Origin of the sequence: Rhodopseudomonas boonkerdii (genome assembly GCF_021184025.1) — a bacterium.
GTDB lineage: Bacteria > Pseudomonadota > Alphaproteobacteria > Rhizobiales > Xanthobacteraceae > Tardiphaga > Tardiphaga boonkerdii.
Genome location: NZ_CP036537.1, coordinates 5,006,872 through 5,023,739 on the forward strand (window position 1 = coordinate 5,006,872; position 16,868 = coordinate 5,023,739).

General features: G+C 61.5%; 13 protein-coding genes. 2 read left to right on the top strand and 11 right to left on the bottom strand.

The annotated features are described in order from the left end of the window. Window positions 1–13 precede the first annotated feature (13 nt). A complete protein-coding gene (locus tag E0H22_RS22980) occupies window positions 14–1,636 on the bottom strand; it encodes an ABC transporter substrate-binding protein (protein WP_233023265.1) in 1,623 nt (540 codons plus the stop codon). Between the two features lie 127 nt (window positions 1,637–1,763). Further along, window positions 1,764–3,197, bottom strand: a complete 1,434-nt coding sequence (locus tag E0H22_RS22985; RefSeq protein ID WP_233023266.1) for an NAD(P)-binding domain-containing protein — start codon at window positions 3,195–3,197, stop codon at window positions 1,764–1,766. A gap of 262 nt (window positions 3,198–3,459) precedes the next feature. Between E0H22_RS22985 and E0H22_RS22990 the strand changes: the two genes are divergently transcribed. Then, window positions 3,460–4,374, top strand: a complete 915-nt coding sequence (locus E0H22_RS22990) for a LysR family transcriptional regulator (RefSeq protein ID WP_233023267.1) — start codon at window positions 3,460–3,462, stop codon at window positions 4,372–4,374. On the opposite strand, the gene E0H22_RS22995 is transcribed toward E0H22_RS22990, so the two are convergent. The 3 genes from E0H22_RS22995 to hydA all read right to left on the bottom strand — a co-directional run bounded on the left by E0H22_RS22995 (window position 4,375) and on the right by hydA (window position 7,650). Continuing rightward, window positions 4,375–5,136 (bottom strand): SDR family oxidoreductase, encoded by a 762-nt coding sequence (locus tag E0H22_RS22995; protein WP_233023268.1) that lies wholly within the window; start codon window positions 5,134–5,136, stop codon window positions 4,375–4,377. A gap of 1 nt (window position 5,137) precedes the next feature. Then, window positions 5,138–6,112, bottom strand: coding sequence for an NAD-dependent epimerase/dehydratase family protein (locus tag E0H22_RS23000; protein WP_233023269.1), 975 nt, complete (start codon window positions 6,110–6,112; stop codon window positions 5,138–5,140). 68 nt (window positions 6,113–6,180) lie between these two features. After that, window positions 6,181–7,650 carry a dihydropyrimidinase gene (hydA, locus tag E0H22_RS23005; RefSeq protein WP_233023270.1) on the bottom strand — a complete coding sequence of 490 codons (1,470 nt, stop codon included), beginning with the start codon at window positions 7,648–7,650 and terminating at the stop codon, window positions 6,181–6,183. A 144-nt stretch (window positions 7,651–7,794) separates the two neighbouring features. On the opposite strand from hydA, the gene E0H22_RS23010 reads away from it, so the two are divergent. Then, on the top strand, window positions 7,795–8,457 hold the full coding sequence (locus E0H22_RS23010) for an aspartate/glutamate racemase family protein (RefSeq protein WP_233023271.1): 663 nt from the start codon (window positions 7,795–7,797) through the stop codon (window positions 8,455–8,457). A gap of 15 nt (window positions 8,458–8,472) precedes the next feature. On the opposite strand, the gene E0H22_RS23015 is transcribed toward E0H22_RS23010, so the two are convergent. The 6 genes from E0H22_RS23015 to E0H22_RS23040 all read right to left on the bottom strand — a co-directional run bounded on the left by E0H22_RS23015 (window position 8,473) and on the right by E0H22_RS23040 (window position 16,832). Continuing rightward, complete coding sequence (locus E0H22_RS23015; RefSeq protein WP_233023272.1) at window positions 8,473–9,405, bottom strand: N-carbamoyl-D-amino-acid hydrolase; 933 nt, start codon at window positions 9,403–9,405, stop codon at window positions 8,473–8,475. A gap of 60 nt (window positions 9,406–9,465) precedes the next feature. After that, window positions 9,466–10,101 (bottom strand): flavin reductase family protein, encoded by a 636-nt coding sequence (locus tag E0H22_RS23020; RefSeq protein WP_233023273.1) that lies wholly within the window; start codon window positions 10,099–10,101, stop codon window positions 9,466–9,468. Window positions 10,102–10,265: 164 nt separating this feature from the next. Next, the gene (locus tag E0H22_RS23025) at window positions 10,266–11,918 is read right to left on the bottom strand and encodes a long-chain-fatty-acid--CoA ligase (RefSeq protein ID WP_233023274.1); all 1,653 of its coding nucleotides are present in this window, start codon (window positions 11,916–11,918) and stop codon (window positions 10,266–10,268) included. Between the two features lie 21 nt (window positions 11,919–11,939). Further along, window positions 11,940–13,250 (bottom strand): aminotransferase class III-fold pyridoxal phosphate-dependent enzyme, encoded by a 1,311-nt coding sequence (locus tag E0H22_RS23030; protein WP_233023275.1) that lies wholly within the window; start codon window positions 13,248–13,250, stop codon window positions 11,940–11,942. A gap of 10 nt (window positions 13,251–13,260) precedes the next feature. After that, window positions 13,261–14,835: a hydantoinase B/oxoprolinase family protein gene (locus E0H22_RS23035; protein ID WP_233023276.1), complete on the bottom strand. Its 1,575-nt coding sequence runs from the start codon at window positions 14,833–14,835 to the stop codon at window positions 13,261–13,263. Then, the gene (locus E0H22_RS23040; RefSeq protein ID WP_233023277.1) at window positions 14,835–16,832 is read right to left on the bottom strand and encodes a hydantoinase/oxoprolinase family protein; all 1,998 of its coding nucleotides are present in this window, start codon (window positions 16,830–16,832) and stop codon (window positions 14,835–14,837) included. The genes E0H22_RS23035 and E0H22_RS23040 overlap by 1 nt, the downstream gene beginning before the upstream one ends. Window positions 16,833–16,868 lie beyond the last annotated feature (36 nt).

Genomic DNA, 16,868 nt, shown 5'->3' on the forward strand with positions numbered 1-16,868 from the left:
GGCGGGAATACGCTCATTTCCGGCTGAGGTCCCGATAGTCGACCTGACGGTGAAATTGATAGGTATAGCCCGTGATGTTCGAGGCCATGACCGCATCCTGGCTCGGTTGCCATAGCGGGATTTGCGGCATCAGGTCGAAATTCATGGCGTTGAGTTTCTTGCCATCTTCCTCGTACTTCGCTTTGTCGGTCTCGAAACGCGCCTTCTGCGCCAGCGCGGTCAGGTCCGGATTGTCGATCGACGAGTAATTCCAGCGCTGATTGCCAGTATAGAAATTTCGATAGAAGTAGTCGGTGGACGGCAACCAGGCGACAATGCCTTCGGCGAAGAACGGCACTTTCTTTTCAGTGATCTGCGTCGACATCTGCGCGTCCGGCAGCTTCTGGATATCGACCTTGATACCGATCTTGCCGAGCGACTCCTTCAGCAATGCAGCCACAGGCTCTGCAGTCGCAGACTGGCCGACATTGAAGCTAAAGGTCGTAGAAAATCCGTCCGGATAACCAGCCGCCTTGAGATACGCCTTCGCCTTGTCGAGATCGAGCTTGATCGGTTGTGGGATCGGGAACGCGCCGCTTGGCGGCTTGCCATCGGCCCAGTTCGCGTTGGCAAGCAGCAGGCCGCGGCCGAACAAGGCCGCCTTGAACATGTCGTCATAAGGCAACGCGTAGGCGATGGCACGCCGCACATCCGCATTGTCGAAGGGTGGCATCTTGTTGTTCATCGAGATGAAGGTGATCGCGTTATATTGCGGCGTTGAAATCACCTGCAGCTTGCCCTTGGCCTCAAGCGCCTGCGCGTCGCTGGCCTGTAGATCGATGACGATATCGGCATCGCCCTTTTCGACCAGACTGGCGCGGGTGGCCGGCTCCGGCACCGACTGCACGATCAGACGCCTGAAGAAGGCCTGCTTGCCGTCGGGACCGCGATTCCAGGCATCGTTGCGCTTCAGGATGACCTGCTCGCCCGGCTTGAACTGCTCGATGATATAGGCGCCACTGCCAGCCGTGTTTTCCTTCAGCCACTTCTCTGCCCACGGATCATCCTCGGTGGCATGGGCCTTGGCGAGTTTTGAGTTGATGATGATCGGATAGACCGTAGCAAGGTTTGGCAGCGCCAGCTTATCAGGTTGCGGCAATGTCACTTCGATGGTGAGCGGATCGATGACCTTGAACTGACTCGCATCGGTCATCGAGCCAGTCAGGAGCTGCGCCTTTCCGAGAATCTTGGCGGTGACCACTCGATCCAGTGACCACTTGACGTCTTCGGCGGTAACCGGAGCGCCGTCATGGAACTTGGCATCCTTACGCAGCTTGAAAGTGATCTTCAAACCGTCCGGGCTGACATCGAACGATTCGGCGAGCTCGCCGCGGATGCTGTCGAGATCGAACACCCACTTGCCGTTCATCTGCTTGCGACCGAATGACACCAGACGATCATAGGTCGACAGACTGACCGCGAAAGCCTCACGGGTCGAACCGGGAATGTTGGGATCAAGCGTATTGACAGCAGCGCCTGTCAGGTATCGCAGCGTCTCAGCGCGTGTTTGCGCGTGAGCGGAAGGGACATCACTTGCGATCGCCAAGGCCACGCACGCGGCCACGACCCAAATACGCTTTGAATGTACAATGCTCATCAACAATGTCCCCGTCTGTTACATTAGGCAGCAGCTGCAATCCTTGAAATCGAAGCAATAGACATGCCAACACCGCGTCGCATCGCCATAAAAATCCTGCGCCCCATGCGCGGCATCGACGCACCTCTTACGTGCTGCTCTCAGCTGTCTCCTCGGCGTGCCATACGACTGCCTGCGGAACGTCATAGGCGCTGAACGAAGCCCAATACTTGTCGATATCGGCGCGAAACAAGCCGCGTGTCAGACCGCTCACCAGCTTCGGCACTGCGGTTGTCATGGCATTGATCGACGAGCCCGACGGCCCGAAGCTCATGGTGGACGCAATGGCGAAGAGATGGATATTGCCAATCCAGGGCGTATGTCCCTCCACGCGCTCGCAAAGCGCGTAGTCGTCGGCAAGATACGGGAATTGTGCGAGCCGCTCGCTCTGCTCGTTTGCCGGCGGCCGGTAACGATCGACCCAGCGCGCGATATTGTCGGCGCAGCGCATCAATTCCGAGCGCTTTGTGAAATCCATTTCGATGCCGGTGCCGCAGATGACAAGATCCGCAACAACGGCGCCGCGCGATGTCTGAAGCACTACGCCATCCGCTGTCTCGCGCGCGGACTCGATCTGCACACCCTCCTGCAGATCGAAGGCAGCGTGACGCGCACAACGATCATAGGTGGGCTGCGGAAATGCCTCGCGCATTTCGAGGATGGCGCGCATGAAACGCCATCGCCATGCATCATCGAGATCGGAAAAATGGCGCAGGAAGCCGCGGAACGTCAACCAGCGATAAGGCTGGACCAATTGAATGGCAGCGCGCCGGCAAAGCAGATGAACCGCGGCAGCACCGTGTTCGAGCGCCGTCGCCGCATTGTCGAACGCAGATGCGCCGGCGCCGATCACCGCGACGCGCCGACCGCGCAGGCTGGCGAAATCGATAGGCGCGGCAGAATGAACGCAACGCTCGGCAGACAGATGCCGTAGCGGCTCCGGAATGCTCCAGTCGCCCATGCCTTCCTGCCCGGTGGCAAGCACCAGTTTGCGCGTGTAGATGCGCTCTTCTCCACGCGACGTGCGCATCGTGACCGCCAACAGGCCGTGATCGGCAGGTGCAATATCGGTCACCTCGCAGCTGTTGCGCACCGGGAGATCGAGCACGCGGCGGTACCAGAGCAGATATTCTGCCCAGTTCTCGCGCGAGATCAGATTGAGATCGCGCCAGCTTTCAGTGCCAAACTTCGCTTCGTGCCATGACTGATAAGTCAGCGACGGAATATCCAGGTCGGGGCCTGTGTAATCTTTCGGGCTGCGCAACGTCGGCATGCGCGCATAAGTAAGCCATGGGCCTTCGCGGCCTTCCTCGGCCTTATCCACGACGAGAACGTTCTTCACCAGAGAACGCCCGAGCGCAAAAGCGATGGCGAGCCCTGATTGTCCACCACCGACGACCAGCACGTCCAGTGCAGGCTGGCCGTCCGGCCCGACGACCGGCATCAGCCATGGCATCGATGGATGGGCAGTCTTGGCGAGATCGGCCTGGACGAGCGCAGAGAGAGCACTGAGATCGTTCATCACGCACGCCCCTCGCAGCATCGATATCGCGCGCCGCAGCGCGCGGCAGAAGGACTTGCATGCAAGCGGCGACAATCACCGCGCCAGACGAAACCAATCGCGCTCACGCTCTCTCCACTTCGTTCAATCCGGCACGAGAAGAGTAGCAAAGCAATGCCAGAACGAAATATACTATTTCGTCCGACACTCATAATCAGCGGTTATGGGGAACGGCAGGACAGTGTGACGACCGCCACATCTCATCTTGCACCGGGAAACGAGCATGCGCCTAAACTTGCGGCAGATTGAAGTATTTCGCGCCATCATGATCACAGGCTCGATCAGCGGAGCGGCGCGATTGCTCTCGGTATCCCAGCCCGCCATCAGTCGCCTACTCGCCTATACGGAGGACGGACTGAAGTTGCAGTTGTTCGAGCGCGTACGTGGCCGCGTTCAGCCAACGCCCGAAGCACGACGCCTGTTTGCCGAAGTCGACGAAGTGCATCGTGGCGTCCTGCGCATCAATGATCTTGCCGATGAATTGCGCGCCCATGGCACAGGTTCGGTTCGGGTTGTCGCGAGCCCGAGCGCTGGCCACAGCATGGTTCCGGACGCCGTCGCTAAACTGCGCCGGCGTTTCTCCGATCTCAAGGTGGAATTCGAGAGCCTGACGCTGCAGGAAATCATTGCGCGGGTGGCCACCGCACGCGCCGATCTTGGCATCTCAGTTCTGCCGGTGGACGAGCCGACCGTCAATGTCGAGGTCATCGCTGAGGGATCCCTCAACGTCGTCGTGCCCTCGAACCATCCATTGGCGAAGCAACGGAGCATCCGCGCCCGTGAGCTTGCGCCTTATCCGCTGATCGGCTTCGGCGACCAGACTCCCTATGGCCATATCGTCGCAAAGGCACTGGCGACAAGAGCCGAGCCGATCCGCGTCGCCACTGTGGTGCGTTTTACACCCGATGCTTGCGCCATGGTGCGATCCGGCGCGGGCATTGCCGTCGTCGACGAGTTCGTCCTGCGCGGCCAGGCCTGGCCCGATCTGGTATCCCGGCCACTCGCACCGCGAACCACTATGAAAGCCTATCTGCTCACACCGCGGTTCGAGCCGCTGTCGCGCAACGCTGCAGCACTCGCACAGATTCTCCGCGGCAAGACCGGGCCTACGCGCGAGCGCAAGACTGCGGCGACATGATCACGCGGCGAGCCAACCCCCATCGACCGGCAGCACCACGCCCGTCACGAATGACGATCCGTCACCAGCCAGATAGAGCGCCGCATCCGCGACCTCCTCCGCGTGACCGAAGCGCTTCATGGCATGGCGCAGGCGCGAGGTTTCGCGCACCGGCTCGGGGTCGGCATGGCGGGCAAAGCTGCGGCGAAGCATCGGCGTGTCAATAGCGCCCGGCGCGATCGCATTGACCCGAATGCCGTCAGGCGCGAAGTCCACCGCCATGGTGCGGGTGAGGCTGATGACGGCCCCCTTCGCTGCAATATAAGCGGTGTTACCCCTGCCGCCTGCCACCGCAAGCTGCGAGGCTAGCGTGACGATCGATCCCTTGCCTTGTCGCTGCATCACCGGCACCGCCGCACGCGCCCAAAGCCAGGTGCCGCCGACATTGGCGCGAAACACCGCGTCCCAATCCGCCGGATCCGTTGTGACCACTGTGCCGCCGCAAGAAAAGCCCGCCGCAGTCATCAATACGTCGAAGCGGCCATGGCCGGCGACCACGGCATCGACAGTCGCCGTGGCAAAGTCGACATCGCCGACATCCCCCACATAAACGTTGCCGTCACCTCCCGCCGCGCGCAGCGTTGCCAGCGTCTCGTCCGCGCCTGCCGCATCACGATCGATAATGGCAACATACGCGCCTTCGCGCGCAAAAAGCTGCGCGCTGGCCCGGCCAATGCCTGATCCGGCTCCTGTGACGATCGCAACCTGCCCAGCCAGTTTCATCTCATTCCACTCCACCGTATTCGCCGAGCCATCGGCTCAGATCGTCCGCCGATGTCGCGCAATCAAATCTCGCGCGCCAACCAAACTCATGCTCAAGCCGCTGGATCGACAGTGGTGCGCGCGTCGGTCCATACACCGTCACCGTCGGCGTCTCACCCGCCGCAGCGAGCCTGCATGTGAAGCCCGGATTTGAGGCGGCAAACGCCTCTCCCCATTCTTCCGCCGTGTAGTTGATGCCGGTCGAAATATTGTAGAGTCGATGACGTGGCCGCTCCGCCTCGAGCAACAACTGCACGGCAACCGCCACGTCAGGCGCATAGATCCAGTCCTTCTCGCCGGGATCACTCAACAGCGCTGGACGCCGCTCGGCACAGCAGGCCATGATCAAGGCCTGCGGCGACGGCGTGTCGCGCATACCACCAGCGCGCTCCCACGGACCGAATACGCCGGACAGGCGCACGCTGATAATGTCCATCTGCCAGAGATCGGCGAGCCGTGCTACGACACGCTCGGATGCGAATTTGGTGATGGGATACAGCGCGACCGGATCGCATGGCGTATCCTCGTCCAGCACGGCGAAACGCTGACCGCTGGCGCCATAGGCCGCGGCAGAGGACAGGTTGATGATCCGCCGCACGCCAGCATTCCGGGCTGCTTCCAGGATCGGTACCTGCGCCGCCAGATTGACTTGCAGAATGCTGCCGGGATCAGCGGCATCACGCGCCGGCCCGGCCGTGATCGCCGCACCAAGCACCGCCGCATCGACCTGAGTGCCGATTACCGCAGTCACGGCCGCATGATCGGTGACATCTCCCTGAACGACACGCAGCCGCTCGCGGTGCGCAGCGAAGGCGCGAAGCGCTGCAGCCGGCGGCGGCGCACGATCGAACAGTGTTACCTGATGTCCGCCTGCGAGCAGGCTTTCCGCGATATTCAGGCCGACAAATCCAGTCCCGCCGAAGATCAGAACATGCATGTGAACAGCCTCGTGCAATCAGCACCGCGCAAGCGCATCAACGACTTCCCTGATTCTCGTGGATGCTGTCAGAGCAGCTTTGCGCCGAAGTTCAATTCCGGATTCATCTCCGCAACCAGCCGCCCCGTCGGCTTGGCCGCCTCGCCACCGCTCCGCGCCAGGAAACGGCCAGACCCCGGTGTCGCAGATAGCTTGTCGTCATCCACGATGACGCGACCACGCGACAACACCATCACCGGCCACCCCTGTAGTTCGCGCCCGGCGAAAGGCGTGTAGCCGGCGAGGTCGTGCATCATGGCATCGCTGACCGTGACGCGGCGCTGCGGATCCCAGATCGCGATATCGGCATCGGCGCCGATGGCGACCGAGCCCTTGCGCGGATGCAGATTGTAGATTTTTGCAGGTGTCGTGGCCGTAATCTCGACGAATTTCTCCAGCCCGAGCTTGCCCTTCGACACCATCGCATCGAACAACAACGGCAACCGCAATTCGAGGCCCGGCAGGCCGTTCGCGATCTGCTTGAAATTCGGATTGGGTCCGGCGCGCAGCTTGCCCGTCTCGTCGAAACGATACGGCGCGTGATCCGACGAAACGGTCTGCAAATCGCCCAGCGACAAGGCCTGCCACAGTGCTTCCTGATCGGCAGCGCCGCGCTGCGGCGGGCTGCACATCCATTTCGCGCCCTCGATACCGGGCTTGTCGAGATCCTGCGCTGTCATGAAGAGATATTGCGGGCAGGTTTCTGCGAACACCTTGAGTCCTTCCCCGCGCGCCTGCCTGATCACCTTCGCGCCCTCTGCGGTGGAGACGTGAAAGATCATGATGGGTTGGTCGACCAACGCAGCCATGCCGATCAGGCGATTGAACGCCTCGGCTTCGGAGATGCGGGCATGGCTGATGGCATGATATTTCGGATCGGTATAGCCACGGGCGAGCAGCCGCTTCACCATCCACGAAATGATGCCGTGATTTTCCGCGTGGGCGCAGAACATCGCGCCGCCGTCACGTGCGGCTATGAGGATATCGAGCAACTGCTCGTCATCCATCCTCAACCGGTCATAAGTCATGAAGATCTTGATCGACCCGTGGCCCTGCTTGATCATCGCCGGCAGGTCGCGTTCCAGCGTCTCCTTGGTCGGATCGGCGATAATCATGTGGAACGCGTAGTCGATCACGGCGCCCTTGCGGGCCAGCGCGTGATAATCCTCCAGCACCTGCGGCAGAGACATGCCGACATGCTGGGCCGCAAAGGAAATCACCGAGGTCGTGCCGCCAAATGCCGCCGATGTCGTCGCGCTCTCGAACGTATCGGCGTTCACGATACCGGCTGCAGAGAGCTGCTCGATATGGCAATGGGTGTCGACGCCGCCCGGTAGCACGAATTTTCCGCGTGCATCGATCTCGCGTTTCGCACCGGAAAGACCGCGTCCGATGGCGGTGATTGTTTCACCGGAAATACCGACATCGGCTTCGAACACATCGGAGACCGTGGCGACACGTCCGCCGCGAATGATGAGGTCACAGGCGGGGTCGGTCATAGCAGTCTCCGTAGCAGTCGATGATGAGCACACACGGACATCCAGTCTGCCGCGCGCCTGTGCGCAGGTGCATGACATCATCGTCCTCACCTGCGGCATAATTTTTGCTTCTTTTCTGCATCCGTCAATACAGGACGCGCTTTAATGTCTCGACCACGCATTCTGGTGATCAATCCGAACTCCAACCGCATCGTGACAGCGGGGCTTGCTGAAGCGTTGAAGCCACTGAACTTCTCCACCGGCCCAGAAATTGTTTGCGAGACTCTCGCACAGGGTCCGTTCGGCGTGGAAAGCCAAGCCGATGTGGAGAGCGTCGCCATGCCACTGCAACAACTCGTTGCAGGCGACACGTCCTCTGCCGCCTTCGTGATCGCTTGCTACAGCGATCCCGGACTTCATGTGTGCCGTGAAGCGACGACGCGCCCGGTGTTCGGTATCGCAGAATGCGGCGTCCTCACCGCGCTCACGCGCGCCGACCGTTTTGGCGTTATCGCCATCGCACAACGCTCGATCCCCCGTCATATGCGTTACCTCAGACAGATGGGATTGATGGAGCGCTTTGCAGGAGAACGTCCGCTCAACATGACGGTCGCCGAAACTGCATCAGGAGACGGCACACTGCTGAAGATGGTTGCAGTGGGACGCGCGCTGAAGGAAGAAGACGGTGCCGGCGCTATCGTGATGGGCTGCGCCGGCATGGCCCGCCATCGCAAACCGCTAGAGGATGCGCTCGGCATTCCCGTCATCGATCCGACTCAGGCCGCGGTCGCGATGGCATTGGGCGCTGTGCAGTTTGCAATAAACTGATCTCCAATCGGGAGTCTACACTTCAGGCGGCAACACTACGCCCGTCTGGCTCGTGATGAGACCGTAATGTTCGATGCGCCGATGGCGGGCGAAGTCGAAAATCGTCTTCTTGCCGAATACGGTGTCGTCGAGATCGCAGGGATGAACCAGCAGTTCATCACCTTCGGTCTTGGCCTCGACCACCACCTCGCCGTCCGGATTGACGATCAGACTGCCACCGATCAGCGGAAAGCCGTCTTCGTCACCGGCCTTTGCCACCGACACCACCCAGCAGGAGTTCTGATAGGCACCTGCCTGCACTGCAAGACGATTGTGGAACAGCCGCTTCTCCGGGCCCTCGCTGTCTTTCTGTGAATTGAATGACGGCGTATTGTACCCGATCAGCACCATCTCGACGCCTTGCAGGCCCATCACCCGATAGGTCTCCGGCCAGCGTCGGTCGTTACAGACCGCCATGCCAAAAATGCCATCGAGCGTGCGCCAGACCGGAAAACCGAGATCGCCGGGCTCGAAATAGCGTTTTTCCAGATGTTGGAAGGAGCGTTCCGGATCGAACTCGGAATGGCCGGGCAGATGAATCTTGCGATATTTTCCGACGATCTTGCCCGAGCGGTCCGTGAGAATGGTGGTGTTGAAGTGATGACCGTCGGGCGTCAGCTCGGCGTAACCGAAGTTCATTGCCATCCGATATTCGGCGGCACGCGCAAATAGCGGCTGGACCACATCATTCGGCATCTCGCGCTCGAACCAGAGATCGACTTCGGCCTGATCCTCCACATACCAGCGCGGAAAGAAAGTCGTCAGTGCCAGTTCAGGATAGACGATCAGGTCAGCTCCCCTGCTCTTGGCTTCGTCCATCAGCGCGAGCATGCGTTTCACCACTTGATCGCGCCCTTCGGCACGCTGGATCGGACCCAACTGGGCGGCGGCGACATTAATCACGCGCATCGCGCTTTTTCTCCGTAATGAATTTCAAGATTATCGTGGCTCGCGCGTGTCGGCATATCGCTATCCGCGTTCATTCTGCCATGCTTCGAGGCTTGGCACGTTCAGCTCAAAGCGATCGCCCATCCGCGCATACATGTTGCCCGCAATGCGGCCGACCGGCAAATAGGCATCGTAATCCGTTCGCAGCGTTTCGGCGTCAACCACCCCGTCGCGCGTGTGCAGGCCGAGAATCTCGCCAACCAGCAGATCCCGCTCTGCGCCGAAATTCATCATCGTTACCTGGCGGCATTCGAGCGCCACGGGTGCATCGGCAAGATAGGGCACAGGTCCGTGGACGCCGGCAGTTAGTGCAAGCGTCAACGCATCCGGCTCGCCGATATTCGACGGGAAGTTGATCGCGCAGTGGGTCATGTTCTTGGCAAAGGCCTCGTCGACCATATGGACGACGAAATGCCCGGTCGCGCGCACATTGCGCGTCGTATCCTTCACGGCGCCATCGGGTCTCGCCTGCAGTCCGACCACGACAAGCGCAGGATTCTCGGAGAACACGTTGAAGAACGAAAACGGCGCCGCATTGACGAGACCTTCCGGAGAAATGGTCGTGATCAATGCAATCGGACGCGGCACCACTAGACCTGTCAGCAACTTGTAGCGCTGCGGCCCGGTACAGGCCGCAAAATCGAAGCTCAACGTCATTTCATCTTCCCGAGAAACGCGGTGCATTTGGAAGGCACACCTGAACGGCGTCAATGCGCTTTAACAGGCAATCACTGCCTCGATTTCGGCCTCGACGCACCAATTCGGTCACTTTGCATGGCACCAGCATTGGCCATCCGCCTAGCTTCTGAGAGATGCGTCCATCATTTCCACTCGGCGTCCTGCAGAAGTCGCCAGTTGATCTTGTTGCTTTCGGAGCGTGGCAGGCTCTCGACGAATTCAATGGCGCGCGGCGCCTTGTAGCTCGCCATCTGCTGCCGCCCCCATGCCACGATATCTTCGGACACAACCGAACCTATTGCGCTGTCATGCAAAGCCACCACCGCTTTCACGGTTTCACCGCGATAACCATCCGGAGCCGAGATGACACAGCATTCCTTGATGGCTGGATGGCCGTACATGGTCGCCTCGACTTCGGCGGGCCACACCTTGAAGCCTGACACATTGATCATGCGTTTGAGCCGATCGACGGCGAAGAAGTATCCGTCGCCATCGCGATAGCCGAGATCGCCCGTCCGCAGGAAACGTCGGCCGTCGATCGTAATGAACGTGGTCGCGTCGGCTTCCGGTCTATTCCAGTAACCCCGCAGCACTTGCGGACCACAGACGACGATCTCGCCCGTCTCGCCGATACCGAGTTCTGCGCATGTGTCCGGATCGATCACCCGCGCATCGGTTTCATGCACAGCAATGCCGAGACATTGCCGCTTCGGCGCGGCCATCGGGTTGATATGTGTCGGCGACATGGTTTCGGTCATGCCGTAGCCTTCGACAAATTCGAGGCCGAAACGCGATTTCAACCGTTCGGCGACGGCGACCGGCATCGCCGCCCCGCCACCGGTAATCACTTTTAGCCGTGCAAAACAGTCGTCGCGGAAATTCCGACTCGACAGCACGTCGACGATCATCGTCGGCGCTGCATTCCAGAACGTGACACCGTATCGCGCGAACAATGGCGGAATGATCTCCTTGTCCCATCGCGCGGTCAGCACCAAAGCGGCACCCGCAACGATGGCCGAATTCATCGAGCCCTGCATGCCGGCGACATGGAACATCGGCATGAAGGCCGTCATCACATCGTCTTTTCCCATGCCATACCAGCGCGCCTGCAGCACGGCCGTAAACAGAACGCTACGATGCGTGTGCATGCAGGCCTTGGGTTTGCCCGTCGCACCGGACGTATAGGGAAAGAGGCAGAGATCGTCGGGACCTGCCAACATCGGCGCCGGTCGCTCGCCAGCGGCAATCACTTTCATCCAATCGTGCCAGCCTGCTCCTTCGAGGCTGGCGACATCCTGCGTCACGCAGGCCGGCAGCGCATAAGGCGCCCGATCCGGCACATAGTCGCGATAACGCGCAACGATCACGGCGTCGAGATCTCTCGTCAGAAGCGGGGCAAAAACGTCGATCAGGTCGCTACCGACGATAGCCACCCTGGCGCCGCTATCGGCCGCCATATAGCTGACCTCCGCAATCTTGTTCATTGGATTGATCGGCACGACGATGGCATCGGCGCGCATGACCGCGTGATACGCGATCACATATTGCGGCGAGTTCTGCAGTGCGACCAGAACACGGTCACCTCGCCGCACCCCGCAGCTGTTCTGCAGATAGCCGGCAAGCGCATCCACTTGCCGCAGCAGTTCCGCATAGCTCAACACGCCGTCGTAGAACACCGTTGCAAGATGATCGGGACGATCCTGAACGGCACGCGACAGAGCGTCATACAGAACGCCCTCAGGCATCGGCAATTCGCGAGGCTCTCCCGATGGCCAGAACGGCGATGCGTCAGTCATGATGGTTGTCCAGCGATCCGGTCAGTGGTGCAGGCTCGATTGCTTGTATTCCCGATCGGCAAGCGCAAGACCGTGATCGAGCGCAGCGAGAAGTCGTTCGGCATCCGGTTCGCTGATGATCAGCGGCGGCGCGAGAAATAGCGAGGTCTGCTCGCCTGACGTGCCGATAACGGCGCCGGCATCCATGGCCCGAGCAGCGACACGCGACGCGATCGGATTTTCCATGGTATCGCCAGCCCAGCTGCGCCAGTCCGGTCCATGCAGTTCGACGGTCCAGTGCAAGCCCTGCCCGGCGACGCGGCTGACGCTGGGATGATTCCGCGCGATCTCGATCAGGCGCTTCCTGAAGAAGACTTCCATGGTGCGCACGCGGGAGAGGATGTCCTCCTCGGTCACCACTTTCAGATAGGCGCTGACAGCGGCCATGCTTATGGGATGACCGCGCAACGTGCCGTAATTCTGCCAGCTCGATCCCTTCAGCAGCTCGACGATCCGCTTCGACACGACCACCGCCGCAACCGCCGCAGCGCCGCCGCCAAGCGACTTGCCGAGGGTCACGATGTCTGGCCTGCTCTCCGCACCCTGAAACGCGAACCAACGGCCAGCGCGGCCAGCGCCGGTGACGACCTCATCGGCGATCCAGATCGATTCCGCAGCGGCCGCATGGCGCGCGACTTCATCCTGATAGGCGCCATCGTAATAGTTGCCGCCCTGGGTATAGTCGATGATTGTCGCAGCAGTGCCGTTCAGCGTCTCCGTCGCATCGGCGAGACGCGCAGCGACCGGGCGGTTATCCGGCAGCGAGCCGTAAATCGCACCATCGGGCGCGGGAAGGATCTTGACCGGCGCCATCGGCGCCGGCAGCCGCGAGCCGCCGGCCTGCACGGCAAGGCCACCATGCCAATGCGGCTGCACGGTCATGCTGCGCGACAGGCCGACAATGCCGTGATAGGCGCGCTCACGCGTTGCCAGCGCGGATTTTTGCGTCAGTGCCTGGCACAGCGACAGCGCCATGTCATTGGCCTCGCTGCCCGAGATGCAGAAGCGCACGCCGCCGACCCAGTTTTCGCCTGCAAAGGCGGTGTCCATGAGATCATCGGCGGCCTGTTCGCGGCCGATCCATGTCCAGCCTTCATTCACCACCGGCGTATCTGCCGCATTGCGAATGGCTTCCACCATGCGGGGATGGCGATGGCCGAGACCGCCACCGGTATTGCTGCCGTCGATCAGCTTGCGGCCGTCCTTGAGATGGAAATACACGCCCTCGCCGCCGACCACGGTGAGCGGGGCGCTGTCGCCGGCATTGAGCCCGGTGCGTAACAGCCTGCTCATGGTTCTCTCCTCAGACCGCCGTGCCAAAACCGCCGCCACCGCACATCTCGACGGTGACGACATCATCCTTTTGCAGGACCAGATTGAGCTTGCCGTCGAGTTCGGTCGTGACGCCATCGCGCAGCAACGTCAGGCGACCGCCTTTGCCGGGTTCGCCTCCGCTCAAGCCAAAGGGCGGGATCAGCTTGCGCTCGACGCAGCTTGTCAGATGCATGCTCGGCGCGAGCACGCGATAGCTGCGCACGACACCGTCACCGCCATGATATTTACCGCCACCGCCGGAGCCCCAGCGGATGGCCTGCCTCTCGACGCGGATGTTGTAATTTGCTTCGATCACCTCGGCCGGCGTGTTCGACGTGTTGGTGAGATGCACGCGTGTGGCGGAGCAGCCATTGCGGTCGTGCCGCGCGCCCTCGCCGCCCGCATGGACTTCGTAAAGCATCTTCCACGAGCCATCGGCGCGCGGCTCAGCAAAGGACAGCATGCCCGATGTCGTCGCGCCCCCAGCGGACAAGCGCTCGGGGATCACATCCTTCATGGCCAGGAAGATCGCATCGACGATGCGCAACGAGGTTTCATGATTCCCGGCTGCGACCGGCGCCGTGAGGCCTGGTTCGAAGATCGATCCTTCGCGGGTGATGATGGTAAGCGGGCGCAGCGCGCCGCCACTCTGCTGCATGTCACGTCCGCTCATGATGCGGGCGGAATAGGCCACTGCGGAGCGGGCGATGAAGGATGTCGTGTTGCAGAAATTGGAGACGCGATCACAACTGCCGGACAGATCGAAAGTCGCCTCGTCGCCCTTGATGACGATTTTTACATGAACACGTGCCGGCTCATCATTGGGGCCGCCGTCATCAAGAAAATCCTCGCCCTCATAGGTGCCATCCGGCAGCGCGAGGATCGCTTCGCGCATTTCCGCTTCGGAGAGATCGTGCAGCCGCGACAAAGTGGCGACAAACATGTCCTTGCCGTGCCGCGTGCACAGCTCGACGATGCGTTTCTCGCCGGTCAGCGTGCAGGCGATCTGGCCGAGCAGGTCGCCCTCGCAGGCTTCGGGATCGCGGACATTCACTTTCAGGAACTGGACCACAGCGTCACTCACACCATCGGCAGTCGCCACCCGGATCGGCGGAATGCGCAGCGCTTCCTGGAAGGTATCGATGGCCTTGGCGAGATAGCTGCCAGGCCATGTGCCGCCGATATCCGGCCAATGCGCGAGGCTAACCGCGAAGGCGACGATGTCGCCTTCGAAGAACACCGGACGCACGACCTTGACGTCATTGAGGTGATTGCCGCCGAGCGCACCGAGATTGTAGATCAGCACATCGCCTTGCTTCAGCGTTGAAGCTGGCACAACCTTCAGCAATTCGCGCACCGTATAAGCCATGGCGCCGAGATGGACCGGAATATCTCGCCCCTGCCCGACCAGTTCGCCCTGCGCATCGGTAATCGCCGATGACAGGTCGCCGGCCTCGCGCAGCAAAGGCGAGCGCGCCGAGCGCGTCATCACCAGGCTCATTTCCTCCGCGGCGGCGGAAAGGCCGTGGCGGATCACTTCGACAGCAAACGGATCCAGCGTCATCACGCCACCTTCGTAAGATAGAGATTGCCGCTGCTATCGGGCGTAGCCTGCCAGCCTGGCGGCACCACAACTGTGGACCACGTGTCCTCGATGATCGCCGGGCCTTTGATGGTATCCGTCATGCTGCTGCGGTCGATGATGTCGGTCATCACATCAAGCGCGCCGTCGAACGAACAGTTACGCGCGACAGGCGCAGACGAATGCGCCACGGTGCCCGGGCGCCCGACCGTGGTGGTCGATGGTTGACGCGCTTGCACGCGCACAGATTCGATCACGCAGCTTTCCTCGGTGGCATAGCCATAGAGTTCACGGTGCTTGGCAAGGAATGCCTGACGCAACAAAGCCGGATCGAGCGGACGCGTGAACGGTACTGGGATCGCGTCGGCCTGCGCGGCGTAACGCATCAGCGCGACCAGATCGATTTCGATCGTATCGCGAGCGATGCCATTCGCGAGCAGCGGCTCCTGTGCGAGATCAACCATGGCGTCAATCCGCTCGCCGGTCCTGGCGAGATCGATGCCGTCGAGCGCGACGCGCAGCGTCTGTTGCTGCAGGAAGCTGAAGTCTGCGGTAAGGCAGCCCAGCGCCGAGAAGGCGCTGGAGGCTGCCGGCACCACGATCTCGGTGATCCCGTAGAGATCAGCAAGACCCGCCGCATGCATCGGTCCGCCACCGCCAAAGGCGAGCAGCGTACAGTCGCGCCCATCGATGCCACGCTCGACCGTGACGCGGCGCAGGGCGCGCGCCATGGTCGCATTGGCGACACGAATAATGCCGAGCGCGGTTTCCCTGAGACCGAGGCCGAGGCCGTCCGCGATCGGCGTGACGACACTTGCGGCCGCGGCGAGATCGATACCGATGCGTTCGCCTAACTTGGTCTCGGGATTGAGATAGCCAAGCAGGGCATTAGCGTCGGTGATGGTCGGACGCGTACCGCCGCGGCTGTAACAGGCAGGACCGGGCTCGGAGCCCGCGCTCTCCGGCCCGACGCTGAGGCCGCCGGAACCCAGCTTGACGATCGAGCCGCCGCCGGCACCGATGGAATGCACCGCGAGCATCGGTTGGCGCAGCGGGCGATCACCGAGCAGCTTGCCGTCGGTCATTTCCGCGTGGCCATCGACGATCAGGCAGACATCCGTGGTCGTACCGCCCATATCGAAGGTGAGAACGCGCGGCTTCTTGAGCTGACGCGCGATGCTGACCGAAGCGGCGACGCCTGCAGCGGGGCCGGACATGGCCATCACCAGCGGCCGGCGCTTCACCGCGGCGATGGGGATCATCGCGCCGGCGGAGTGAAACACCTGCAGACCGGAGCCAATCGGCAGGCGCTCTTCCAGCTCGCTGAGATATTCGACGGCGATGGGCATGGCCGCGGCATTGAACACCGTGGACGAGGTGCGCTCATATTCGCGCGCTTCGGGATTAATCTCATGCGACAGCGAGACATGCGGCACGAATTCCTTCAGCCGCTCGCCCAGCATCTGTTCGTGCACGGGATTGGCATAAGCGTGGAGCAGTGATACCGCGACGCTCTGGACGTTGGCGGCTTTCAGCCAGACGATCAGCCGATCGATTTCAGCCGCGCTCAAAGGCGCCAGCACATGTCCTTCGTGGTCGAGGCGCTCATCCAGCGCAAAGCACAATTCGCGCGGCACAATCGCTTTCGGCTTCGGCGCCACGTCGAGGCGATACAGATCGCGGCGGCGATAGCGCGAGATATCCAGCACGTCCTCGAAGCCGCGTGTGGCGATCAGCGCCACCTTCGGCAGCCGCTCCTCGACAATGGCATTGGTGATGCGGGTGGTGCCGTGAATGAAGCGCTTCACTTCGCTTTTTTGCAGGCCCACGGCTTCGATGGCTTCCAGCATGGCCTGCACCGGCGCCAGCGGCCGCGACGGCACTTTCGCGATACGCACTTCCGCCGTATCGCGGCGAATGGCGATGATATCGGTGAAAGTGCCGCCGATATCGGCTCCGATTTCCCAGACGTTGGTCAAAAGCTCAGGTCTCGCTGTCTCAGGGCCGGCGATGGA